This window comes from Pedobacter cryoconitis (assembly GCF_014200605.1).
Taxonomy (GTDB): domain Bacteria; phylum Bacteroidota; class Bacteroidia; order Sphingobacteriales; family Sphingobacteriaceae; genus Pedobacter; species Pedobacter cryoconitis_B.
Genome location: NZ_JACHCE010000003.1, coordinates 73,171 through 98,885 on the forward strand (window position 1 = coordinate 73,171; position 25,715 = coordinate 98,885).

Here is a 25,715-nt window from a genome sequence, read left to right on the forward strand (position 1 = left end):
ATCTTGGTGCATTAATAGAGATACAACTAAAAGATAATATGGAATTACAAACGTTAATCAGCTCGATGCTGACTAAAAGAAGAACAAGAGTAACAGTTTTCACTATCCTCTTATCTATATATATGATTTATAAGTTCGGCTACTCAGTCGGAGAGTTTTTCTACTCTATTACAAATTAATTAAAACGGGCCTTTCTTTAGCCGAAAAGCCCATTTTTAATTTAAACTTCTGCCAGATATTTATGTACAAAACTTATAGCCATTGAACCTTCACCCACTGCTGAAGCAACTCTGTTCATTGCTCCGGAACGGACATCGCCTGCAGCAAAAATACCAGCACAACTGGTCTCCAATAAAAAAGGATCTCTTTTCAACTTCCATGTTTTATTGAAACCCTCGTAGCTTCTCAATTCACGGCCCGTTTCAATAAAGCCTTTTTCATCTTTCAGAATATCCAGTTTCAACCAGTCTGTATAAGGTTTTGCCCCTATAAAAATATAAAGTGCAGTCGCATCTTTTTCCGTTGTTTCTTTTGTTTTAACATTAATCAGCACCAGTTTTTCCAGACAGTTATCTCCCTTCGCTTCTATCACCTCTGTATTTCCTAAAACATGAATATTAGGAGTATGACCAATCTGATCAATCAGATAAGAAGACATCGTCGGGGTTAAATCATCTTTACGGATGACAATACTTACATCACACGCAAACTTAGAAAGGTACATTGCCGCCTGACCAGCAGAGTTGCCCCCGCCTATTATATAAACACTTTTACCTTTGCAGGCAGCAGCTTCTGTTGTTGCCGCACCATAATAAATACCTGCACCAGTTAGCTCTGAAACTCCCTTTACTTCCAGTTTCCGGTAGTCCACACCTGTGGTGATGATCACCGAACGGCTGATAATTTCAGGTCCGTCTTCCAGTATAATAGTTTTATAGCCATCTTTCTGTTTAATATCACTAACGGATTGAGGCGATAAAAATCCGGCACCTAAACGTACGGCCTGGCTGATTGCCCTTCTGGTCAGATCTGCTCCGCTTAATCCGGATGGGAAACCCAGATAATTTTCTATTCTTGAACTTGTCCCTGCCTGTCCGCCAGGCGCTTTACGCTCAATCATTAATGTTTTTAACCCTTCGGAAGCCCCATATACTGCTGCCGCCAGTCCGGCCGGGCCAGCACCAATAATCACCACATCATAAATATCATGGATGACTTCTGGGTTCTTACCTATTTTAGAAGCGATTTCCTTAATAGATGGTTTGGTTAAAAATGTCCCATCATCCATTAATACGATTGGCAAATCATCATTGGACAGCTTATTGAGTGTTAATAAAGCAGCTGCATCAGAATTTGTCCTTATATCCATCCAGCGATATGGGATCAAATTGCTCGCTAAATAATCTTTAACCACATGTGATAAAGGGGAAAACTGGAAGCCCACAACCCTTATCCCTTTAAACTCCGGAATATAATCCCCCTGCCAGTCATCCAGCAGATCATTGATTACGGGATATAGTTTGTCTTCTGGCGGGTCCCAGGGTTTAATGAGATAATAATCCAGTTTTACCTCATTGATAGCCTTAATTGCGGCCTCAGTGTCAGAATAAGCAGTCAGCAAGACACGTTTAGCATCCGGATAAATCAGCATTGCTTTTTCCAGGAATTCAACCCCCTCCATTTCAGGCATCCTCTGGTCACATAAAAACAAGGCAACTACATCAGCGCTGTTTTTCAGCTCTGTCAGCATATCCAGGGCCTCCCGGGCAGAAGTTGTACTTAATATTTTATATTCTTTACTATATTTTATTTTCAGGTCACGGCTGATAGAGCGCAAGACCTGCGGATCATCATCTATAGAAAAAATTATGGGTAGGTTCATTTTTTATAATTGTTTAAAATTTATTTAACAGCAGGATACTGCCGTTAATTCTCCAATGGAAAACATACCGTAAATTCCGTACGGCCCGGGACAGATTTAACTTTAACATTTCCATTATGCTGATGGATGATTCTTTGCACTACTTCAAGCCCCATTCCTGTGCCTTTTCCCATTGGTTTAGTGGTAAAAAAAGGATCGAATATACTAGACAGCACATCTGCCGGAATCCCCGGCCCGTCATCAATAATTGAAACATTCACAAATTCTCTGTCCTTTTCAGTTTTCAGGGTTAAAGTACCCTTAAGATTAGGTTCCATTGCATCTATAGCATTATCAATCAGATTAGTCCATACCTGATTAAGTTCACCAATCATTCCTTTGACCTGTGGAAGTGTTTCATCATAATCTTCCACTACTGTAATATTTCCTTTTTTGATTTTATAACCCAGCATGGTTAGTGTGTTACGGATACCAATATGAATATCTGCATATTCTTTTTCCATTCCTCTATCCATATGCGTGAATGTTTTCACAGAATTAACCAGATCGGCGATTCTTTTAGAAGATTCCTGAATATCTTCTACCATACGTTCTGTGACCAGTAAATTACTGATCCAGTTAAAAACAGGAGATAAATATTCTGCAATTGGTTCCGCACAGGCTTCCAGATCAGCAACACTGAAATTAAAGTCAACAAAATTCTCTGCAATAGTATAACTATTCTCTACATTCTTCTCTTCGAACCAGTCAGCAATCTCATCTTCGAGTACCATACGTTGTTTCAGAGATAAAAGAGGCTGTTCTTTTACACCTATGATCCTAAACAGTACTTCATTTAATTTGTCTATCTGCTCTTCTTTAATGGTAATGCCCACCACTTTCTTAAATACCTGCGGTCCCAGTCTTAAATGCTCTTTCAGCGAAATAGAATCACGAACAATTGCCGAGGCAGGATTATTTAACTCATGGGCCAGTCCGGCACTCAGTTTACCCAAAGCCATCATTTTTTCATTCTGCTGCTGCATTGCTGTAAATTCCCTGACCCGGTTATTCATCACATGCACAAGAGACTGTGTAAGCTCGAAATGATCTTTAATCATTTCCTGCATTTTTTCTGTCCGGAAGCTCAGTAACTGAACCTCACCAATTGCCTGTGCATAGCCCCCGGAAATTTTCCCTCTGGAATAAGGCAGGTATCCTGAAATATCTCCTTTTGTAAACATGACAAATTCCCGTTTTGATCCGTTCTGGAACATATGAAGGCTCAGTTTACCTTCGACAAGTACATGCGGCCCTTTGATCGGATCGCCTGGTTCAGTGAGATATTCACCATCACCGAGCCGCTGGTCATCACTATGATCAATGAACCATTGTAACTGACCATCAGGAACATTACTAAAAACCTCAAGCGACTTAAGCCATAAAACAGTTACGATATGCATGGTATAAATTTAGCTAAATTTAGTTTCAGATTATATGCCTTTAAAATTTATAAATCGGTTGTTTACCAAAGCTTAACATTGGGATAATTTGATATTAATAAACAAAGTTTAGTATTGCTAAACAAAAGATAAGCTTTATGAGTCTTATAAAACTAGCAGTATTACGCGCCAAAGTTGCCACATTACCTTATGCTGTAATCTCGATACTCGCTGCGCTTTCTGCATTTGGGACCTATACGGCAATGTATTCTTTCCGTAAGGCTTTTGCAGCCGGTACCTTCACAGACCATCAGTATCTGCACGTTGATTATAAAGTATGGCTGGTAATTGCCCAGGTTTTAGGCTATATGTTAAGTAAATTTTACGGTATCCGTTTTATTTCTGAAATCAAAGGCAATAACAGGGGGAAAAGTATTCTGATCCTGATTGGCATCTCCTGGCTGGCATTACTTGGATTCGCCCTGGTACCTGCTCCCTGGAATATTGTATTCCTGTTTATCAATGGTTTTCCGTTAGGCATGATCTGGGGATTGGTATTCGGGTATTTAGAAGGCCGGAAATCTACAGAATTTATGGCAGCGGTTATGTCTATCAGTTTAATCTTTGCTTCTGGTTTTGTAAAAACTGTTGGCCGTACTTTACTGACCGTATTTCATGTGAATGAATATCATATGCCTTTTTTAACAGGGGCGATATTTGTAATCCCGCTTTTATTCTTTGTATTTTGCTTAGAGCTGATGCCCCCCCCTACTGCAGAAGATAAAAAATTAAGAGTAGAACGTACCCCGATGAATGCCCGGGAGAGAAGAGATTTCCTGATCCGTTTTTTGCCAGGCATTATTCTGACCTTAATTATTTATGTGCTGCTAACGATTATGCGTGATGTGCGGGACAACTTTGAAGTAGAAATCTGGGCTGATCTTGGTGTAAAGAGCAATAGTATTTATACACATATCGATTTATTTATTTCCATTATTGTTCTGGTAGGAATGAGTTTACTCATCCTGATCAGAAAAAATCTTAAAGCATTCAGTATTATTCACCTGTTTATTATTGGCGGATGTTTACTGGTTGGAATATCAACCTATCTTTTTGATCATAAAATGATTAGTCCTATTGCATGGATGACTATGGCAGGACTAGGTCTTTACCTTGCTTATGTACCCTATAATGCTATATTTTTTGAAAGGATGATCGCCTCTTTCAATTACCGGAGCAATGCTGGTTTTATTATGTATGTAGCCGACGCTGCCGGTTATTTAGCAAGTGTCAGTATTTTAGTAGTGAAAGAATTGGGCAAACCCAATATTAGCTGGGGCAATTTTTTCAGAGAAGGTATTATGCTCGTTGCTGTAATAGGTGGAATCAGCGCTGTACTGTCACTTATTTATTTTTTACAAACTGCTCAGAGGAACCGCAAAAAAGAAAAAAAAACTGAAGAACAAAAACTGGAAGAGCAGCAATTTAATATCGTATCATTATGAAGAACGCAATAGTAATTGGCGCAGGCATTGTAGGTTTGGCTACTGCCCGTGCATTAGCAATAAGAGGTTATCAGGTAACAATTATTGAAAGGAATGAGCGCGCCGTTGGTGCATCTATACGTAATTTTGGTATGGTATGGCCTATTGGACAAGCTACAGGCCCCATGTTTGACCGGGCCATGTTATCCCGTAGTATCTGGAAAGAGATCTGTACAGAGGCTAAAATATGGCATGAAGAGGTAGGCTCTTTACATATCGCATACCATGCAGATGAGTTACAGGTCATGAGCGAATATGCAGACATTAACCATCAGCATCGCAATTGCAGCTTATTAACTCCTGAACAAGCTTTAGCAAAGTCACCTGCTATTAATGTAAATGGCTTAAAAGGCGCTTTATGGAGTGGTGATGAAATGATCATAGAGTCGAGGGTTGCCGTTGGACAGGTAGCTGCTTACCTGGCAGAAAAATATGGTGTAATTTTTCATTGGAACACAGCGATCAGCCGTATAGCGCATCCCAAAGTAAGTTCGGGAAATCAAAGCTGGGAAGCAGACGAAATTTTTGTTTGCAGCGGAGCCGATTTTGAGACTCTTTATCCAGAATTATTTGCTGCTACAGCTATCACTAAATGTAAATTACAAATGATGCGTTTGGTTACTCAACCGGATGAATGGCGCATCGGACCGTCTTTATGCGGTGGCTTATCCATGATTCATTACCCTGGTTTCCAGGCGGCAGCTTCTTTACCTGCATTAAAGAAAAGATATGACGAGCAATATGCCACACAGCTTAACTGGGGTATCCACGTCATGGTTTCTCAAAATGGAAGCGGTGAGCTGACTATTGGAGATTCTCATGAATATGGTTTGGTTCATGATCCTTTTGATAAAGAGTTTATCAATACCATGATCCTGGAATACCTGCATACTTTTGCCGATTTTAAAGATTGGAAAATGCTGCAATCATGGCATGGCATTTATCCTAAGATGACTAACGGTGCAACAGAATTCATCGCAGAAGCAACACCGGGAGTAACGGTCATCAATGGTTTAGGTGGTAATGGTATGACTTTGTCTTTTGGATTATGCGAGCAGTATATTGCTTCAAGAACTTAATAATTCTCCGCATTATTGAGATAGTTTACAACAGAAAAGGGCAGCTCAGGCTGCCCTTTTTCTATTATTTTATCTGGATTGTCTCATATCAACAATCCTGTTGTCATCATTGTATCTTAAGAAGGTAACCTCATTCTTGTTTTTTCTAAAACTGTAATTCGCAGTGATCCACTTATAGATGGAAGCTATATCTTTAGGACTACCAGGTGCAATAGGCTCATTCAAATCTTCATTGGTCCGGTAACTCACCTGATACAGATAGTCCTGAACTGCAAAAACAATTGTCTGTTTATCAGGAGATAATAATAATATCTGCCCCTGAATTCTTTCGTCAGGATGCTGTCTTTTAAGCAGGTAAACTTTAGATGTTACATTCGTTATAAAGAAATCATTGTTTACCAGGTAACCGGTTGCACCAACTCTTTCTACACCTCTGCTGAATTTCCGGTCGTCTTTACCATTAGAAGGACGATATAAACTAATTACCTCCAGTTTACCAGAATTGGTTGCAATTAGAAACGGACGTGGAACCAAACCAGAGCTATCAGCCAGCTGAACCAGTAAACATGTTTTCTGATTATTGGTAAACTGGGCAGATACAAATTTATACGCCGCTTTAGCAGTATCAGATTTCTCTGTTTGAATACGCACAGTAGTATCCCTGAATTTTACTGTAAGATAATCTTTCTGTCCTTGTTCATTGACCCTGACAACAGAAAGAGAATCTGATGCGTCCTTAGGAAAATCATTAAAGACTTCATTTTTAGTTAAAATTCCGGGAATATAGTTTTTAACTTTTTTTTCCTGCTGATTACATCCGGCAGCAAGAATAATTAAAGCAACGGCAAATAAAGGTAATTTCATAATTGACTGGTCAGGTTTTTTTTACAAATATGAGATAAATCCTTTAATACTAACTTAAATTTCACATCTCATCTGCGTGAAAAGTTTAGCAAATCCAGCTTTTTCGTAAGCTTTAACCGCAACAGCATTAGCTGAATAGACTTCCAGTCTCAGTTCTGTAATACCCTGTGCTTTAGACCATGCCGATAAATCATGAAGAATAGCCTTATTCACACCTCTTCCACGATGTAGTGGCGTAACATACATAAACCCCAGATAAGCATACCTGTCATATTTCATATAGGGACTCGCATTTTCTATGCGTGCATATCCTGATCCAACAACTTCATTTCCTGATAAAGCAACCAGCAATTGAATATGATCGGCTTTGATCATTTCAGGGATATTGTAATAATGTACATCCGAGTCTTTTAATTTGGGATTAAAAGGACGTTCCGCTTCAACTATACCCTGTTCAAATTCCAATAATATATCCAGATCACTGCGCGTCGCTTTTCTAATTGTAATTTGTTCCATGTTTAATGATATTCAGAATTTCAAAACTAATAAAATATCAGTTGAAGGGTTTTAATCAACCGCCTTTTTCTTTTTCTCTATATTAGGCAGGAATCCTGTAATCACACCAATCAGTGGTAAGAAAGCACAAACCTTGAATACATATTCAATACTGGTATAATCGGCAAGTTTACCCAGAACAGCAGATCCTACCCCGCCCATACCAAAAGCGAACCCAAAGAATAAGCCTGCAATCATACCTACCTTTCCAGGAATAAGTTCAGTCGCATAAACCAGGATCGCGGAAAAAGCAGAAGAGATAATTACGCCAATGATTACAGCCAGCACACCTGTTAAAAATAACCCGGTATAAGGAAGCAATAAGGTAAATGGGGCAACGCCTAAAATAGAGATCCAGATAATATATTTTCTGCCAAAACGGTCACCCAATGGCCCGCCTATCATAGTTCCCGCAGCTACTGCCGCTAAAAATGCGAATAAATAAAGTTGCGACTGCTGAACAGAGATATGAAATTTATCAATCAGATAGAAAGTAAAATAACTGGTCATACTGGCCATATAGAAGTACTTAGAAAAGGTCAGTATCAGTAGAATTACAATAGAGCTAACTACTCTTGCTTTTGACAGGTTATGCTTTACTTCATCTAAAGCCGGAGCCTTTCCTTTAATTCTAAGGTCCAGATGATCTTTATACCATTTACCAATTTGTATTAAGATCAGGATACCTGCGACAGCTGCTATTCCAAACCAGATAATATAAAATTGCCCGTAAGGAATAACAATTAATGCGGCCAGTAAGGGGCCAATGGCACTCCCCGCATTACCTCCAAGCTGAAATATAGATTGAGCCAGTCCTTTTTTACCTCCCGAAGCAAGGTGAGCAACCCTTGAGGCCTCAGGATGAAATATCGAAGATCCTATTCCAATAAAACCAACTGAAACCAGGATTGCTGCAAAGCTGGATGCCATAGCAACGAAGATCAAACCGATGAGTGTAAACCCCATTCCAACCGCCAGAGAATAAGGCTTTGGTTTTTTATCAGAATAGTGCCCTACAAAAGGCTGTAAAAGTGAAGCTGTCAGCTGATAAGTCAGTGTGATCAATCCAATCTGAGAAAATGAGAGATTAAATTCAGTCTTAAAAAGTGGATAAACAGACGGAATTACCGCTTGTAGCATATCGTTTAATAAATGCGTGAAGCTGATTGTAAAAAGGATCGGGTAAATCGTTTTCTGAACGATGTCCTTTTTTGTAGCGGGATCAAGTGTAGCTGTATTGGTTTCCATAAATTAGATCAGTTCATCTTTGCGATGATTTATTATTGAGAAATATGTCCTATTATTTTTGCGGAGTTATTCCATGCCTTTTTTGCATCTCCGGCTTCAATACTTTTAACAAGCTGTTTGTGCTGATGACTGGTTTCTTTAAATATTTTAGTGTCTTTATAGACTTCCAGAAACCAGTTTCTCATGTGAATTGCGACCGATTTATACAGATCGATCAGGATTTCATTTCCTGAGGCTTCTGCAATAGAAATGTGAAACTGGATATCCGCATCAATACATTCTTCAAGCAGCTCATTTTTCGCGGCTTTATCACGCTTTTTTAACCAGTCATATATTTTTACCACATCAGCTTTGGTTCTGTTTAATGCTGCCTTTTCTGCAATTTTCATTTCGAGCAATTGCCTTACTTCGTCCAGGTCTTCCCAATCTGCACGCTTTAAACGTTGGGATAAAGGTTCTTTTATACCTGTTGCATTCTCCACAAAAGTACCAATACCCTGCTGGACCCTTAATAGACCACAATTTGCCAGGATTTTGATGGCTTCTCTGATTGTAGAACGTCCAACCCCAAAGGACGACATCAATTCTGGTTCTATAGGCAGCTTTTCGTCTACTTTATAAGTGCCAAAGGCGATTTGCTGCTGTAATTTTTCGGCAACTTCGTCGGCTAATGATTTGCGGGAGATTAGTGTAGTTGTATTCATCATATCATCTGATGATTCAAATGTATTATAAATATTTTTATTCCCAAAAAAAGATCAGCAATAGTTTTATTATTGTAAATTTTATCCCCTTTTGTTTGAATACTAAAACATCTCAGTAAATTGGTTTAAACAGAATCAACTTATGATGACTATAATTGCTGCTACCGATTTTTCCATTCTTGCTGACAATGCAGTGGAATATGCTGCTGCGATTGCAAAACATAAAAATGCAAAGCTGATCTTGTTTAATTCCTTTGTTATCCCGTTTCATGCTGCCAATACGCTTTTACCTGCATCGAGTATCCAGGCATTAATGATTGAGAATGAGATCCGTTTATTAGAGCGCTCTTTTTCTCTTTCCTACGATTATGAAATTGAGGTAGGACATGAATCTGCCTTTTCGTTTATTGAAGACGAATTGAAAGAAGTAATTCAGAAATATAAAGCTGAACTTGTTGTTTTAGGAATGCCTAAGAAAACACTGGAACAGGATCTTTGGGGAAATACAACTTCCTTTGCCATTAAGAATTTAAAAATCCCGGTACTGGCCGTACCGCAGAATGCCAGGTTTGAGGGAACAAAAAAAGTACTTTTTGCCTGCGATGTATTGCGTGGGTTATCTAAAAAAGCATTAGCAAGTATCAAAGAGGTAGCCTTAGACCTGGAGGCACAGGTAGAGGTTTTCAACGTCGATCAGACATTGGAGGTATTAAGATCAGAGCAGGAACATTCAACAGTTGTCAATGCACTGGATGATGGATTAGATGGGATTACCTATTACTATAAAAATGTGAAATCATTTATGGTTATCCGGGAAATAGAAAAAGAGATTATTGAATTTCAGGCCGATCTGCTGATTATGGTTCCAAAAAAATATGGCTTCTGGGCCAATATTATTCACCGGAGTAAAACACGTGTAATGGCCTCAGGATTGAACATCCCTTTACTTTCCATCCCTCTATAAATCAATCAGTCCGATCAATCGGTTTTATCAATCAATACTATTAAAACAATCAATTATAACAATCGAAAAGCAGTACCGATATTTGAGTATGAAAAAGATACTATTGGGCTTAAGCTTTATTGGCCTGTTATTTTACTCCTGCCAGAGTAAGGAGAAACAAAAAATACAACCGTCAACAACAGATCACAAGGTTTCTCAACAAGTTCACCACAAATTGCAGACGGATTCAGTTCATACCAGCAATAAAGTTGATTACCTGAATGAAATCCCGTAAGTCTAAAAGGATCTTCAACTGAATAACCTTTTAGACTGAAGATATTTTTTAGGTTTCGATAGCGTATGTTGATAGGGAAATACAGCTACCATCAGGCTGATAGGCAGTAATAATGATCGGAACATGTACTCCTCCCTCTATTCTTTTCACTGCTATATCAGAGAAATTTGCTTTCAAATAAGCATATATAGCGGTAAACTTATTTGCATTATCCACCATATAGTGATCTCCCGGATCGGCCCTTTTCACCAGGTAGGCAAAGAATTCATCAGGATCCAGTGTTTTTAAAGTGCCGGGATTTTCACTGTTTAATTCAATAAGCTTTTTATCCAATTGATCTTTTGGCAACTGTCCGAGATTTTCTATAAGCAGAGGGGCTTCAGATTCACTGAAAAACAGCAGGTCCTTTGTTTTTTCTGATAACCCTGATAAGATTTGATTTTCCATTTCGGTGAGATTATATTCTAAAATAACGTATTAGTATCAATTAAAATATATGATGGTAAAGAATAACAAAAATTTCATCTTTGGGTAACAGCCATAAAAAAGGCATCTGATCATTTAGGATCAGATGCCTTTCCCGGGCCAATTAACATTTGATTTAATTATTTTACAGGATAAAGTGCTTTGATAGCAATGATATCATTTGCAGTAAACGGACGGCTTGAAGAACCAGCACAGGCCAGCATCCATGAATCCGGATCTGCACCTGCCGGTGTGCCAGGAATAAGAACGGCGCCATCAGTGCCTTTTCCTTCATCCCATATAGAACCTGCATCGTAAGCATCTTTATCACAACTATAGTTTCTATTTGCATAGTCTGTATGCCTGAAACCAATCGCATGACCAATTTCATGCGCAATTACAGTCGCTAATAACTCGTTTTGTTTATAGTCTTTGTTATAATACGTATTACTCAACTTAATTGGAGTTGCCGGATTTCCATTTTTCGGGAAACCTGCCGATTGACCAAGTACAGTATATACTTTACCATTCTGAGTGATAGTCCCTAAATTTGCACCATTGATTAAGATATCAGTTTTAGTTTTAGATGCTGAATCCAATAGATTAAAAGTAAGTTTTACACCCAGATCATTATAGCGTTTAACGGCTGCCTTTGTTGCATCAGTAAAGACTTTTTGTGATGCTCCTGCATCAACTCTTACATTGATTACTTTGGGTAAACCTGTTACAATATTAGTAGAACGGTATTGCTCTGTTTTGGGACCAGATTTTAGTTCTGCTATATAGTTTTGCTGTGCAGCAAGGTCTTCCATCGTCAGAAAAATATCTCCTTCAATTAAATAACCGCCATCTTTTTTAATAGCGCCTTCGGGAGACAGACCTGCTTTGGCTATAGAAGACTGCTCGTCTTTAGTTAAATTTGAATTTTGTTCCGTCGATGGAACATCTGATTTGCCGTTTTTTTTACAGCTGATAAATACCGTAATCCCTAATATCAGGATAATCAGGCTTAAATAGGATTTAGTTTTCATAGGTAGATAGGTTAGTAGTTAATTGGCCCCGTTAATCAAAATCGGTTAGATTTTTTTTGCTGGTAGTAAAACCTTCTATTAAGTTTGGGGCTTATCAGAAGATGAGAGACGTTAAATACTTGATATCAACAGTCGTAAAAATAGGAGAACCACCTATATGTCTTATTCCTTCGGCCTTTTTTTTACGCGAACTATTCCAATATCGCCGCTAAATCCTGTTTGAGGACAGTTATAATAATAAAAACTTACGTTAATGCTTACCTAAATAGGTTTAGCTTTTTCAAAAAGATCTTTTATCCTTATTTAATTTTCAGATATGCACCTCTTAAAGTTGCATTGGTACCGCTAAAACCACAAGCACCAGGATCATCATCTACCGCACTGATTTTTAAAAACCCATCATAAAAATCAACTCTGAACCTGCAGTTTTTATTGACTTCAATAATAAATTCATCATTATTGAGGGTCAGGCCACTACCGCTGGCATTGGCTGTATCTCTTATTTTTTCACCAGTAACCGTGCCTATAACATAGCTGTAGGTACCATTTTTTTCTTTTGTAATCTTAATCACGCCATCAAATCCTGTTTCTGCATAATGATAAGCATACTCTCCTTCTACATTTCTATTTGCAGAGATTTCCTGTTTAATGCTTTCATGAGATTTAAAGACCACGTTAATAGGGTAGCTGTCATCAGATTTTGTTGATCCCCATTCCCCATCAATATTCAGGTTTTTCAAATCTGCACGGATTACACCACTGACATTTCCATTTTTCTGGAATTCTGCTAATGTAAAATCATTTCCATTTTCAGAATAAACACCAATAATTTTAACCGGTAAGACAGGTTTAGCATCTAAATATTTTATTTCCCCAAAAACGGTATGATCCCCCAGAATAGTAAGGCTAAGTTCTACCGGAATATTTTTGTTAATAAAGCCTGCATAGTTAAACTTATCCTGCGCCGATGTTCCTGCTGTCTTCTCTTGTGCATTGCAAAAACTGATGGTAAATAATAAGATGACGAATAAATTTTTTATAGTGGACATTTTATTTAACAGATTTAATTCTCCCTGGAACAAAAGTATCAGTTTCTAAGCAGACAAATGAATCATTTAAAATGAGATCACTGCTATGACTTACCTATGATTTTCTGTATATTTAGATAAATCAATAAGATATGGTTAAGAATAATTGGCCGGAACTGAAATTTGAGAACCTGAAAGATACACTTGCCACTGTACAGTTATGGACGCAGATAGTTGGAAAGATCAGACTGGTAAAAACACCATGGTTAAACCATTCGTGGCATGTAACACTATATGTATCCGGAATGGGGCTCACTACCGGAAGCATCCCCTATCACAATGGTCTGTTTCAAATAGATTTTGATTTTACGACTCATCAGCTGATTATCACTTCCAGTGCTAATGGACAGCAGCATATGAACTTGTATCCACGTACTGTAGCCAGCTTTTATGAAGAACTTTTCGAGAAACTTCATCTTTTAGAAATTGATGCAGAAATCTATGCGAAACCAAATGAGATAGAGGTTGCTATTCCATTTCAAAAAGATGACATTCATTGTCATTACGATGAAAAGCAAATAGTTGCTTTTTGGCAGGCGCTGGTCAGAATAGACGCTGTCTTTCTCGGCTTCAGGGCAAAGTTTAGTGGAAAATGCAGTCCGGTTCATTTCTTTTGGGGAGGATTTGATCTTGCCGTAACCCGGTTTTCAGGGAGAACGGCTCCTAAGCATTCTGGTGGGATGCCTAATATGCCATTGGATGTTATGCAGGAGGCTTATTCTCATGAGGTAAGCAGCTGTGGTTTTTGGCCTGGCAATGAGAATTTCCCTCATCCGGTTTTTTATGCCTATTGCTATCCAACACCAGAAACTTTCAAAGATCAGCCTGTTAAACCTGAAAAAGCATTCTTCAGCCATGATTTAGGTGAATTTATTCTTCATTATGATGAGGTGAGAAATGCCCCCGATCCGGAAAAATTTCTAATGGATTTTCTGCAATCTACTTATGAAGCAGCAGCGATAACCGGAAACTGGGACAGAACTGCCCTTGAATGCGATTTTTCATATTTAGAACCGTAGCTGGCCGACATAACTAATTACCTGGCCCTGATTTGATTTGAAACCTTCTCTGAATACCTTAACTTTGTGATCATCTTTTATAACCGGCCACAATGCATGATAAACTAAGGGAACATATAGAAAAAATAGTACCGCTTAGTGATGATGAATTTGCATTTGTCTGTACTCATTTTACTCCTAAAAAGTTTAAGAAACATCAATTCCTTATCCAGGAAGGGGAAGCAGTTAAGTATTCTTATTTTATAATTACAGGACTTTTAAAGCTTGTACATACTGATGAGACCGGAAAACAGCGCATTGTTTCTTTTGCGATGGAAGACTGGTGGGAAAGTGATTACTATGCGTTTTATACGCAAACTCTGGCCACCATGTCTCTGGAATGCGTTGAAAACACTGAAGTCTTATGTCTCTCGTTCGAAGATTATAGAAAGTTATGTGATGGTCTTCAGAAGATGGAACGTTTCTTTCTCGAAAAATCGAATTTTGGCTTTATCGCGTCACAGCGGCGCATCATATCCTGGCTGACTTCTAATGCAAAAGAGCGCTATGAGCAGCTGCTTAAACAATATCCTGCACTGATTCAGCGCGTCCCTAAAAGCCTCCTTGCTTCTTACCTGGGGGTTTCCCGCGAAACATTAAGCCGGTTATCTCCTTAGTGTGATAAATATCACTTGATAATCGTGCGGTTTGTCAAGCCTCTATTCCAGCTGTTATTCACAAATTGCAGGGTAAATTTTAAACACTGTGTCTGCAAGGACACAAAATAAAACCCTAAGATGGAAATAAGAAATATTAATCCCTGGAAATGGCAGGATGAACGCAGTTATTCGCAAGCTGTTGAAGTAAAAAATGTAGAAAGCACATTATATTGTTCAGGTCAGGCAGCTATAGATGCTGACGGAATATCAAGTAATGAAGACATGAAATCTCAAATAATTCTGGCGCTGCAGAATTTGGAACAGGTAATCAGTGAGGCCGGATATGAGTGTAAAGGTATTGTCCGGTTAAATATCTACACTACTTCTACAGCAGAGCTTTGGCCTCATTTTAATATTTTTCAGGATTGGATAGCCAGGCATGGTATTAAACAAGCCCTTACTTTACTGGAAGTGAAAAGCCTTTTTGAAACATTAAAAGTTGAATTTGAAGCTACAGTTGTGAAATAATCAGCTGTAGAACAAGGGTCTGTATCATCAATGATGATCAGGCTCTTTTCCCATCAACTCGTTAACCTTTGCAGAAGTCTGATAAATAATTAAATCCATTTCTTTTACACAGCTATTTATCATTTTATAATATTCTTCCTTCTCTTGCTGATCTGTTGTGCTTTCAATTAAGGATGATAATCCTAATATAGAAGCAACGGGTTTTCTTATCTCATGAGAATAGATCCATGCAATCTCTTTTAAAGTCTGATTCTGTTCATTAATCTGTTCTTCACGCTTTTTCCGTTCCGTTATCTCAGTAACAATATCAATATATCCCGAATGACGGTCTTCTGCATCAAAAATTGGAGTGCTGTGAACCTCTACCCAGTAAGGATTACCACTCTTAGAATAATTAATAATTTCAATATTAAAAAAATCATTTACCTGGATTGAGGCGGTAACAAAGTCTTTAGTGACTTGTTTGGTTTCAGGCCCATATAGTAAATCAAGTGGTAATTTACCTTTCAGCTCGTCCAGAGTATATCCTGAAAGCTGTTCAAATGAAGAATTGACCCAGCTTATTTTCGCATCTGTGTCTTTAATAACTACGCCACTTTTAACCTTACTCACAACATCTGCCAACTGCTTGTTTTCTTCGTCTCTTTTTCTGAGGTCATCAATATCTTTAACTGCACCAATGATACGTTTAGGTTTACCATCATCTTCGGTCAGTAAATAGGCCTGGTCAAAAACATATCTATAAGTTCCATCTGCACACAATACCCTGTAAGTAGCATCCCAACGTTTTTTAGCTTGCTTAACAAATGATCTTAAACTGTCAATCACCCTTTTACTATCAGATGGATGCATTTTCTCCATCCACCATTCGGGTGCAAAACCAGGTTGATGATCATAACCAAATAGCTGCTGTAAACCCGAATTCCAGGTTACCTGATTGGTAGTGAGGTCCCAGTCCCATATCGCATCATGTGTAGCTTTATTAACCAATTCATACCTTTCCAAGGTATTATTCAACATTAATTCACGGTTAAAGGTGTCATTAATATCTTTTAATACGCCACTTATTTTATAAGGTTTCCCATCCTGATAAACTACCGTTCCGGCATGCCGTACATAGTGCCATTCATTATCTATTTTTAAGCGATGGATATAATCCATCTCACCATCGATTACAGTTTTATCATGCTGTGCAAGGAATCCAGCCAAATCATCAGGATGTATCTGCTCCAGAAAAAATGACGCTGGTGTAATTGCTGCATTCGGCTCCAGACCAAACAATGCATACAAATTATCAGACCAGATAACTTCGTCTGTTTGCAGGAAGTACTCCCAGCCTGCAACTTTAGCCATTTTTTGCGCATAATACCATTGTTGCTGCTGCTTCCTGCTATTTTCCAAATCCTGCTGAAGATAAGACAACTCACGTTTTTTGCCTTTATTATAAAGATTGACCAGGTAATGCAAAAGTAAAGCACTGAATCCGATGAATATAAATCCCTTCAGGCTATTGATTATAGCACGGTCTTTAACAGGCATTCCATCTATCAAAAAGGCAATTATCTGATCACTTAAGACAACCCAGATACAACCTATAATAACGTACAGTAGTACGATGTGATTTTTATTTTTCAATTGACCGGGCTTATAAATTCAAGAGCCTGCTTTCATTAAACAGACTCTTAAAAATAGCTATAAATATCGGTAATTTGTTGTTGTTAAGGCTTCACTTTAATCCTTACACCTTCAGAGTGTGTAGTGAATTCCGGAGCATACATACATTGCAAAGAAGTTATTCCGTTAGAAAAATCTCCTGCATGAGTCACTCTTAATGCATACTCAAATACATACACCCCTTTACGTAAATAGCTGATAAAGAAATTTGTTGAAGCGTCTTTAGTACTTTCATAATACCCAAGCCCATCCTGATACTTATACCGGGAGATCACATTTACGGGTTCAAAACCAGATGATCTCATATCTTTTAAATGTACATATTCCATATCTCTGTCCGCATAAATTTCTATCCTGACTTTTAACAAGTCGCCAGGTGTAAGAACATTATTCGCATTAAGCGGGGTAAGTACATCTCCTTTTGTTGTCTGCTTCTGTATAAATAATTGTTTTTTAATTCTAACGCCTGTCTGAGCAGGTGTAATTTTATCCAACTGCTCAAAATATTGCCAGTATACACCACCCCAGGCTATTGTTTTATTATTGTTTTTGACTTTAACAGTACCCATTTCCGGTTTGACATTTACTCCGGTTATACTGACTTTCTGATAGCCTGTCCCAGCTTCTTTGGGAGAATCGGCAAGACCTGTTTCACCGAATGTTTTATTGCCAATTAATATTTCCGGTTCTGCAGATTCTTCCAGTAAATTATAGCCCTTTCTCAAAAGTGCATAACAAGCCGCAGCAGTCGCTTTAGTCGTTTTCCAATCGTTAGTTTGCTTATTTTTTAAAAGCCATATTTTCATCTCCTCTACCGATCTGGAATCCTCAGCCACTTCATCAAATGCCTCTATGAGCAGTGCCTGTGTTTCTATTGGGTTTTGATACCACCACCAGCCATTGCGGTTGTTAGCCCAGTACATTCCCAGTTCATCATTTTGCTGAGCACGCTCTTTTAATAGGTTAATGATTTTTAAAGCCTCGGTTTTATTCCCGTTTCTACTTAAGACCAATGCTGCCTGCCCCTGCTGATAGGGTTCCATAGTGTTCCAGTTATCAGCTACTTTTTTCAGATAAAAAGCAATCGCTTTCCTGAATTTCGGATCATCATTCTTCTGAGCTGTATAACTACGTCCATATAAATAATGCAGTGGCAGATAAGCTATCCCTTTACCTTTTACCTCTTTTTTGAAGTCATCCTTTAATTGATTATCAAGATAGATAATCGCTTTATTCAATGTCACATTAAATGCGGGAAATACTTTCTCATCAATGAGTTTCAAATGTTTAAGCTGCCCCATTCCCAATACAATATGCTGGGTAATGTACCTGTCATCACTCATTCCGGTAAACCAGGCAAAAGAGCCGTTTGGCTTTTGCATTTTTTCAAGCTTCTCAAAATTGGTTTTCAGCTCATAACTCATTCTGTTCAGATCAAATAAAATAGCGAGTCTCTTTTTCTGTTCAGTTTGTGAAGCCGCTGCGCTTACCCAGGGAGTTTCTTCTAATAAGATTGACTTCAGCTCCTGGTTCTTCTCTAAATTTGAAAGTAATGCTTCTCCATTATTCGTTTGCTTCCATTGGTTAAATACCTGTTTTATTTTCGGAGAGCTATTAATGATTCCAGTTGCAAAACTATTCGCGTAAAAACGGCTGAAAGTCTGTTCTGCACATTCATATGGGTATTCCATTAAATATGGCAGTGATTGTATCGCATACCAGATAGGGTTAGCCGTAAATTCTAATGTTAATGCCTGGTTCTTTAATGTTTTTGAAGATCCTGATTTCAGTAATTTATCGAATGTAAAAGTCTTTGACGTATTTCCTCTTACATTCAACGGCATCGTTTCGGTCACCAGCATTGCATTGGATAAAACCGGAACTGTCATTTCTTCTCCATCACTGTATTTTCCGGATTGGGCAAGAACTTTATAAGTTATCGCATTAACTCCTGATGGGATAATTAATGGCCATTTTAAAATTTCATTACTTTTATCTGCGACTTTAAATTCTTGTGCAGATTTCCCTCCTGCTGCCAGGATCTGGATAATCTTTCCTGTTAACGCATCTCTTAATTCCAAAGAAGCATTTCCATTAAGGGCCTTCCCCGACAAGTTATTTAGCTTTCCAATAAGCAAGATAGTATCCCCTTCACGGAAGAAACGTGGTGCATTTATTGAAATAGCCAATTGTTTCTGAGTAATGAGTTCCCTTTCAATAGTTGCGGTTTTTAAATCTTTTGTATGTGCAAAGCCCATCATTTTAAAGCGTGTTAACGATTGAGGAATCGTAAACTCAATATTAATTTCACCCGCTTCATTGGTTTTCAACTGTGGATAAAAGAAAGCTATTTCATTAAAGTTTGTTCTGGGAATAATTTTTGAGGTCCCTCTTACTGGTTTTCCATTGATAATATAGATATCATTTTTCGCGTCATAAGTATCTGCTATAGATACAAAATCATAAACTTTTGAGTCTTCTGCAATACGTTCAGTTCGGATTTCATGAAGCGTCGCACGTTCAGTACTCAATCCAGCAGAGGCCGATGATAATCCTCTGATCATTACCGCAGAACTAGTTATCTCCTTTTTCTGCTTTGGTGAAGGCATAACAGAAATCTCACTCAAACCATTCGTCTCATTTTCTAAAATAATATCTTCCCTTCTGATCTGGGTTAATTTTAGCGTAAAAGTTTGATAACCTATAGCACTAACTTTTAACTCATCACCCAATTGTCCTTTCATGTTATAAATGCCATTCGCATCAGTAAAGACCTTTAGTTTTCCTATACGCACAAGTGCTCCCGGTACAGCATAACCTTCACTATCGCTGATGACACCGTATCTCTCCTGCCCACTTTGTAATTTCTCTAATTTCCTGATAGCTACCGCCGAATTGCCCATTCTTTCTTGTCGGGCCAGCCCCTGTAAATAACTCCGATAATTGTATGCACCTCCACCAGTCTCAAATCCAAAGGCATTCAAATGTTCATAATTACGTTGTTTTGCCCGAAAATAATCTGGATACCTTCTTAAAAACCAAAGTTCAGTACCATAACCTATTTTATTTACGTTAAAATCCCATTGATAAGCCGTATAGTTGTAATATGGTGCATTGATGTCTGCCCAATCCATCTTCTTGAGTTTATCCAATGATACATCATATAACGTGGCTACCATTTCTGCCATTTGTTTCTCCCCTTTTTTATTGCTGATTTTCAGTTTCCAGCTTTCTTTTTCTCCAGGCTGTAATTTATTACGGAAGGTCAGAAAACTAATACTCAGCTCTTTGGAAGGATCAATAATATTCACATTTTGCAGGGAGTTATAAACCTCTCCATTTTGTATCATCGTAAACTGAACAGCAAAACTATTTTCAAATCCTGGTTTTTGTGGCACTTTAATGATCGTCTGTTTCTGAGATGTTTTTATCCATACTTTTTCTATTATTTTATCTTTATAATAAATCTCATAATATGCTCTCGCACCTGGCAAAGCTCCCGCGATTCTGAAGATGGCACTTTCTGAAGGTGCTATAGTGGTTTTCTCCGCAACCAGCCATTCATTCATACGCAGTATAGCTGTCCTTTCATCTGTATAAATACGAACTATACTGGTTTGGGAAAGCGTATCGTTCTGACTATTCTGCGCGATTAACTTAACCTTATAATAACCAGGAGACAGACTCTTTTCATTTAAGGCCAATGCACCTTTTCCTTTACTTACAGCTATATTTTGAATAAAACTCTGCTTAAGTGGCCCCCAATTTTTGGGATTACCGTCTCCTTTATATTCTTCATCAGGAAATATTTTTAAAAAATTCTCTTTGTTAAGTGTATAATTTTCTGCTATAGATGCAAATACACTTCTGTTTATTAATCTGCCAGGGTATTTAAGGGCTGTCCATTCTGCTTGTACTTTTGCCGCTATTGGTTCCCCATTCAGATTTTGTATAATAAACGGTATACTGTCTGTTTTTGATTTCAGAAACAATTGATCAGGTAAAGCAGCATTTAAGACCAGATCAATTTTACCTGCATTAATACTTTTAGAAGCTGTTCTGGTCTCTCCGTTCAGGTCAGTAATATCAGCTGTGATTCTAAAAGTATAATTAACATATGTATTAGGGTCACCCGCTGCAAAGAAGGTAATCTCAAAACCTCCCCCTTCTTTAGTTTTAGTAGTTCCTATGGCAATTTGTTTAGGGGAATCAGTCTGATAAGACCGGAAATAATCTGTGATTCTGCTTCTGTAAACCTTATAGTTTACTGTTGCGCCCGTTACCGGATAGCCCGAAAAAGATGAAGCTTTTCCTTGTACTTTTATACTATCATTTAATTTGTATTTCTGATTTAACGGATCAAAAGCAATCTCAAAAGCCGGCCTTTTATATTCTTCTACCTGGACAGAAATACTTCCATAGTCAGTAGATAATAGCATACTACCGTTTAACTTTCCGGCAGGAATCACAAAAGACCCTTGAAAAGTTCCGTAATCATTAGTAGTTACCGTAACCTCTTCTATGTCCTTATAGTTGGCATCCTTAAATTTCAGTGCAATACTCTGTGCAGGGATGATACTATTTCTATCAAGCTCAGTTTGCATAAAAAGCCCCTTATAGAATACGGTTTGCCCGGGACGATAAATAGACCGGTCTGTAAATAGAACTACCCTTTTTAGTTCAGGTTTATAATTGTTTCTATAATTATTGACAGACATACAAAGCGTATCTGAACCATTAATAATCCGGGCATACTGCACCCCTCTGACTTCTTTGGATATTGCATAACCCAACCCGTCAGTTTTAACTTTCTCACCATTATAATTGATTCCCTGATTCCCTTTAAATTCTGTTACTATTTCCTGAATACTTACATCTTTCAAAGGAGTACCAGTTAATCTGTCAGCTAAGAAATATTCATTTGTATTATGGATAAATCTATGGGTTGCAGCAATTGAGGTTACTTTAAAATTAGCACGCTGAATAATGCGATCGGCCCGACTGGTATCCATTGTATTCTGAACAAGTACAATATAGTTGCCTTCAGGAAAGCCATCCATCTTGTCTATTAAAGTATGTGGCTGATAATCGACCAAACGAGGTAAAATAACTGACCAGGATTTCACAGCCTTATGGTTTTGTAGAAACTCCTGATACTCTTGTTTTCCTTCATATCCTGAATAATAACTAAACTCAGCAGGTACTTTGTAAACTTGTAAATGTATCGTGTCTATGTTTTTGTAGCTAAAGAAAAGTTGAGATGGACGGCCGGGCTGGCTAAATTCTTTTAACTCAATACCTAACGTTTTATCTTTAATATCTTTAATCAGATTCGCTGCATTTATAGCCCCGTTACTTTTAGGAAATGCTGCAATAGCTTTATTTGCAAGTTCTACTGCTTTAATTAAATCTGGATTTCTATCGTATGGGCTGCTTGCTGATAACTGTCCATATAAACGAAATTCGTCATTTTTATAAAACAGGGCCTGCTCGTAGAGTAGATCAGCATATATTTCTGTCTTAGTTGCCTTTGTAGCCAATAACCGGATTGCTTTGAGATAATCTGCTCTTTTATTGAGCCCCGTACTTCTTTCGTAGATAAATTTGAGTCTTTTAAGATCTGCATCAGCCAGGGCTGCTTCATTATAATGACTGGAATGGTATTGAAGCAGATTTTGGAAGATCTTTATCTTTTCTGCTGCGAAAGAAGTACTATCATTTACAGTCAGTTTAATAGACATAAAAGTTTTATAATCACCAAATAATACAGGATTTGTAAAATCAACACCAGTATCAGCAGTTTTTGCCAGATCAACTTCTGTATTCATCAAAATATCCAAAGCACGATGTGCCAGCAAATCGTAAAGTGTCGGACGCAGAGACCTGGTTGTTGTATCACCAAGTAATAGATTATTTAAAACTCCTATTTTTGTATCTTGTAATAACTCTTTTTTAGAGAGCGATAGAAGAAGGGTCTTTACAATTTCATCGGCTATCTTCTTAGCTGACCAGAGATTGATATCATTATCAATATTTGCCTGTACCTCTGTGCGTCTGAATATTCTATACCTGTTTTGCTGGTAATATCTCCAGTAAGTTTCTGCAAGCAAAGATTGCAGTACACTTTTTTCAGGTTGTTTTGCTCCCCGGATGTCTTCTTTCAGATCTATGAGGATTTTCGTGAGGGCGTCTTCTGCCAGATAGCTTTGAAACATCATCCTGTACATTGCTGATTTAATCAGCAGGACTGTGTTTCCATCTTTTCTGGCTTGTATATTCAAGCTGTTAATAATCGCTAAAGCTTCTTTAGGTTTTGCCTTATTAGCTAAGGAATCGACTTTAATAAAATCGTTATTGCTGATTTTTGGCCGTTGCTGAGAGAAGCTTTTTGCCGTAAATAATAGAAGGGAGATTAAAAAAAGTACAAGACGTAAAATGATTTTCATGTGCAACGGTTTTAAGAGAAGATGGAATTATAGATCAAATTCCATAACCCGTAGTAAACTACTGCAAATGTCTAAATATTACCGTACAATTAATTTGATTTATTTAACTGACACCAAATCATTCCAATTGTTAAATAGCTGCAGCTAACTTAAAAATTTCATCATCAGGAGTTATTCTATATTGATCAAAGGATGGATAGAATTTGGCGATGATTAATTGAATTAAGGAAAAGCTTTTGGGTGACTGTATTCCGGGAGAAACTAATTCATCAATTAATTTACTGATTAACTGAGTTTTCTTTGCCTCATACTGATCAACCATAAATCGGGAATCATCAAGGTCCTGATGTAATAAGATCATTGAATCTATCTTTTTCACCTCATCAATAAGATCAACTAATTTATTCAACTCTGTATCTTTCATAACAACCAAATTAGTAAATAATTTCAAGAAACCCTTTGGGTAGTTTCTTACCATTCCTCCCGCTCTGGGTTTTATCAAAGCTATTCATCCAATACATTGAATCTCCAATATATAGCGGATATTTTTTATCTTCTCTTCGATACGTTTTAACCAAATAGGCATCAACCCCATAAATCTCCATAGAAAATGGATATTTAAATTGCTCAATAGCCCCTCCAAGCAAGTTTACACTCCTATCGTCAATAAATGTCACCAGATCTATGTCACCGGGCGCGGCTTTTTTTGTTACAAATGATCCATCTATCCATTGCAATAATGGAAGTTCATTTAGTACGGCTTTGAGACTGCTGGAATAGTGATTATATTTAGCAAAAAGCTCATATCGCCTGGGGGTATTAATTTTATCAACAAACTCAACCTGAAATTCAAGCAGGTTAGATTTGATATTGGTATTGGGGATCAGGTGTCCATGATGATTGAAAACGAGCATCTAATTTTATTTAAGTTGAACTGACTAGAACAAAACTAATCCTGATTTTTCGAATCAAGTTAATTTATTTAGGATAGATTTCCCGGAGTCTCATATAAAATACATTCCCTCAGCCTTGCATCATTAAGTAATAGCGGATGATCAAAAGTCCTTACCTCTTTCATTCCCAGTTTTTTCATCACATTTATCGAAGGCAGGTTAGCTTTGGGAGCCATTGCATTTATCTTTTTCAGTTTTAAATGATTAAAAGCATAATCCAGGCACTTCTTAGCACCCTCAGTTGCAAATCCCTTATTCCATGCAGATTGTTTCAATCTCCAGCCAACATCTATACATGGATTAAAATCAGCTTCAAAGGTTTGAACTGATAAACCGATAAAACCAGTAAATTCCAGGGTGTCCAGTCTGTCGACAGCAAAATAACAAAACCCTTTTTCTTTGAATTGTAAAGACATTCTATCAATAAATATCTTTGTCTGTTCTCTCGATTGAGTTGCAGGAAAGAACTTCATCACTTCAGGATCAGCATTAATTTCAGCCAGTTTCCCCAAATCTGTATCCTTCCAATCTCTAAAACCCAGTCTTTCTGATTTGAAAATATAATGTTTATCAGATTCTATTTCAATGATTTTGGCTGCCTCCATGTGATTACAAAGATATAAAACATATAAGTGCAATATCCTAAGCCGCTTTGATCAAATGGTCAGTTTTCAAAAATTAATATTTATCATTGTCCCCTATATTCATGGACATACCTCAATTAGATAAGCTGCAGAACACAGACTTGCTGATCAAACTCAGAGAGGGTGATGAGTCTGCGTTTATACAAATTTACAATCAGTACAGAAGCAAAATCTATACTTATGCTTATCAATTGTGTAAGTCATCAGATACTGCGGAAGAGATTGTTCAGGAGGTATTTATCAAAATATGGCAAAAGAAAGATCAGCTGAATCCTGAGTTATCATTTAATGCTTATATTAAAAAGATCACCCTGAACCATGTCCTGAACCACCTTAAAAAGGTAGCCCGTGAAAGGGTGCTGCAAGAACAGATTTTTCATACGATAGAAGTCAGTTCCAACCGGACAGAAGATCAGATGCTGGAAAAAGAACTTCGTAAAGTCTATGATGAAGCCATTGCCCGTTTACCGCAGCAAAAAAAACTCATTTACCAATTAAGCCGCATAGAAGAGTTAAGCCATGATGAAATTGCATTAAAACTCAATATTTCCAAAAACACAGTAAAAAACCATATGGTAGAAGCCAGCAGATCTATCCGTGATTATGTCAGTAAAAACGGTGGTATTATCTGTTTTATCATTGCTTCTTCAAATTATTTTCATTCCAGCTAGTCCTTCGGTCTCCGGCAGTTGTA

Annotated in this window: 22 protein-coding genes; 8 read left to right on the forward strand and 14 right to left on the reverse strand. The window is 37.7% G+C overall.

What is annotated here, in order from left to right; genetic code table 11:
• Window positions 1-220 precede the first annotated feature (220 nt).
• A complete protein-coding gene (locus tag HDE68_RS11165) occupies window positions 221-1,882 on the reverse strand; it encodes an FAD-dependent oxidoreductase (RefSeq protein WP_183881889.1) in 1,662 nt (553 codons plus the stop codon).
• A 44-nt stretch (window positions 1,883-1,926) separates the two neighbouring features.
• Window positions 1,927-3,324 (reverse strand): ATP-binding protein, encoded by a 1,398-nt coding sequence (locus HDE68_RS26645; RefSeq protein ID WP_183881891.1) that lies wholly within the window; start codon window positions 3,322-3,324, stop codon window positions 1,927-1,929.
• Between the two features lie 137 nt (window positions 3,325-3,461).
• Between HDE68_RS26645 and HDE68_RS11175 the strand changes: the two genes are divergently transcribed.
• Together HDE68_RS11175 and HDE68_RS11180 are read left to right on the forward strand one after the other, a co-directional pair.
• Window positions 3,462-4,808 carry a DUF5690 family protein gene (locus HDE68_RS11175; RefSeq protein ID WP_183881893.1) on the forward strand — a complete coding sequence of 449 codons (1,347 nt, stop codon included), beginning with the start codon at window positions 3,462-3,464 and terminating at the stop codon, window positions 4,806-4,808.
• The gene (locus tag HDE68_RS11180) at window positions 4,805-5,926 is read left to right on the forward strand and encodes a TIGR03364 family FAD-dependent oxidoreductase (RefSeq protein WP_183881895.1); all 1,122 of its coding nucleotides are present in this window, start codon (window positions 4,805-4,807) and stop codon (window positions 5,924-5,926) included. The genes HDE68_RS11175 and HDE68_RS11180 overlap by 4 nt, the downstream gene beginning before the upstream one ends.
• Window positions 5,927-5,995: 69 nt before the next feature.
• On the opposite strand, the gene HDE68_RS11185 is transcribed toward HDE68_RS11180, so the two are convergent.
• The 4 genes from HDE68_RS11185 to HDE68_RS11200 are packed head-to-tail and all read right to left on the reverse strand — an operon-like array spanning window position 5,996 to window position 9,300.
• Window positions 5,996-6,790 (reverse strand): hypothetical protein, encoded by a 795-nt coding sequence (locus HDE68_RS11185; protein WP_183881897.1) that lies wholly within the window; start codon window positions 6,788-6,790, stop codon window positions 5,996-5,998.
• Between the two features lie 54 nt (window positions 6,791-6,844).
• Window positions 6,845-7,306 carry a GNAT family N-acetyltransferase gene (locus tag HDE68_RS11190; protein ID WP_183881899.1) on the reverse strand — a complete coding sequence of 154 codons (462 nt, stop codon included), beginning with the start codon at window positions 7,304-7,306 and terminating at the stop codon, window positions 6,845-6,847.
• A gap of 51 nt (window positions 7,307-7,357) precedes the next feature.
• On the reverse strand, window positions 7,358-8,593 hold the full coding sequence (locus HDE68_RS11195; RefSeq protein ID WP_183881901.1) for an MFS transporter: 1,236 nt from the start codon (window positions 8,591-8,593) through the stop codon (window positions 7,358-7,360).
• Between the two features lie 32 nt (window positions 8,594-8,625).
• Window positions 8,626-9,300 carry a FadR/GntR family transcriptional regulator gene (locus HDE68_RS11200; RefSeq protein WP_183881903.1) on the reverse strand — a complete coding sequence of 225 codons (675 nt, stop codon included), beginning with the start codon at window positions 9,298-9,300 and terminating at the stop codon, window positions 8,626-8,628.
• Between the two features lie 139 nt (window positions 9,301-9,439).
• Here HDE68_RS11200 and HDE68_RS11205 point away from each other — a divergent pair, with 139 nt between their 5' ends.
• Window positions 9,440-10,261 (forward strand): universal stress protein, encoded by an 822-nt coding sequence (locus HDE68_RS11205; RefSeq protein WP_260171750.1) that lies wholly within the window; start codon window positions 9,440-9,442, stop codon window positions 10,259-10,261.
• Window positions 10,262-10,349: 88 nt separating this feature from the next.
• Window positions 10,350-10,535 (forward strand): hypothetical protein, encoded by a 186-nt coding sequence (locus HDE68_RS11210; RefSeq protein WP_183881905.1) that lies wholly within the window; start codon window positions 10,350-10,352, stop codon window positions 10,533-10,535.
• Between the two features lie 48 nt (window positions 10,536-10,583).
• Here HDE68_RS11210 and HDE68_RS11215 read toward each other — a convergent pair whose 3' ends face one another.
• The 3 genes from HDE68_RS11215 to HDE68_RS11225 form a co-directional block, all read right to left on the reverse strand.
• Complete coding sequence (locus HDE68_RS11215) at window positions 10,584-10,982, reverse strand: nuclease A inhibitor family protein (protein WP_183881907.1); 399 nt, start codon at window positions 10,980-10,982, stop codon at window positions 10,584-10,586.
• Between the two features lie 158 nt (window positions 10,983-11,140).
• Complete coding sequence (locus HDE68_RS11220; RefSeq protein WP_183881909.1) at window positions 11,141-12,031, reverse strand: M57 family metalloprotease; 891 nt, start codon at window positions 12,029-12,031, stop codon at window positions 11,141-11,143.
• A gap of 299 nt (window positions 12,032-12,330) precedes the next feature.
• Complete coding sequence (locus HDE68_RS11225; protein WP_183881910.1) at window positions 12,331-13,080, reverse strand: hypothetical protein; 750 nt, start codon at window positions 13,078-13,080, stop codon at window positions 12,331-12,333.
• Window positions 13,081-13,211: 131 nt separating this feature from the next.
• On the opposite strand from HDE68_RS11225, the gene HDE68_RS11230 reads away from it, so the two are divergent.
• The 3 genes from HDE68_RS11230 (at window position 13,212) to HDE68_RS11240 (ending at window position 15,304) form a co-directional block, all read left to right on the forward strand.
• A complete protein-coding gene (locus HDE68_RS11230) occupies window positions 13,212-14,138 on the forward strand; it encodes a DUF5996 family protein (protein WP_183881912.1) in 927 nt (308 codons plus the stop codon).
• Between the two features lie 92 nt (window positions 14,139-14,230).
• Window positions 14,231-14,794, forward strand: coding sequence for a Crp/Fnr family transcriptional regulator (locus HDE68_RS11235; RefSeq protein WP_183881914.1), 564 nt, complete (start codon window positions 14,231-14,233; stop codon window positions 14,792-14,794).
• Window positions 14,795-14,914: 120 nt separating this feature from the next.
• Complete coding sequence (locus HDE68_RS11240) at window positions 14,915-15,304, forward strand: RidA family protein (RefSeq protein ID WP_183881916.1); 390 nt, start codon at window positions 14,915-14,917, stop codon at window positions 15,302-15,304.
• Between the two features lie 27 nt (window positions 15,305-15,331).
• On the opposite strand, the gene HDE68_RS11245 is transcribed toward HDE68_RS11240, so the two are convergent.
• The 5 genes from HDE68_RS11245 to HDE68_RS11265 form a co-directional block, all read right to left on the reverse strand.
• Window positions 15,332-16,939: a PAS domain-containing protein gene (locus HDE68_RS11245; protein ID WP_183881918.1), complete on the reverse strand. Its 1,608-nt coding sequence runs from the start codon at window positions 16,937-16,939 to the stop codon at window positions 15,332-15,334.
• A gap of 83 nt (window positions 16,940-17,022) precedes the next feature.
• Window positions 17,023-23,424 carry an alpha-2-macroglobulin family protein gene (locus HDE68_RS11250; protein WP_183881920.1) on the reverse strand — a complete coding sequence of 2,134 codons (6,402 nt, stop codon included), beginning with the start codon at window positions 23,422-23,424 and terminating at the stop codon, window positions 17,023-17,025.
• A gap of 130 nt (window positions 23,425-23,554) precedes the next feature.
• Complete coding sequence (locus HDE68_RS11255; RefSeq protein WP_183881922.1) at window positions 23,555-23,848, reverse strand: hypothetical protein; 294 nt, start codon at window positions 23,846-23,848, stop codon at window positions 23,555-23,557.
• A gap of 10 nt (window positions 23,849-23,858) precedes the next feature.
• Complete coding sequence (locus HDE68_RS11260; RefSeq protein WP_183881924.1) at window positions 23,859-24,338, reverse strand: DUF6932 family protein; 480 nt, start codon at window positions 24,336-24,338, stop codon at window positions 23,859-23,861.
• A gap of 68 nt (window positions 24,339-24,406) precedes the next feature.
• A complete protein-coding gene (locus tag HDE68_RS11265) occupies window positions 24,407-24,982 on the reverse strand; it encodes a GNAT family N-acetyltransferase (RefSeq protein WP_183881926.1) in 576 nt (191 codons plus the stop codon).
• Window positions 24,983-25,083: 101 nt separating this feature from the next.
• Between HDE68_RS11265 and HDE68_RS11270 the strand changes: the two genes are divergently transcribed.
• Window positions 25,084-25,692: an RNA polymerase sigma factor gene (locus HDE68_RS11270; protein ID WP_183881928.1), complete on the forward strand. Its 609-nt coding sequence runs from the start codon at window positions 25,084-25,086 to the stop codon at window positions 25,690-25,692.
• Window positions 25,693-25,715: the final 23 nt, after the last annotated feature.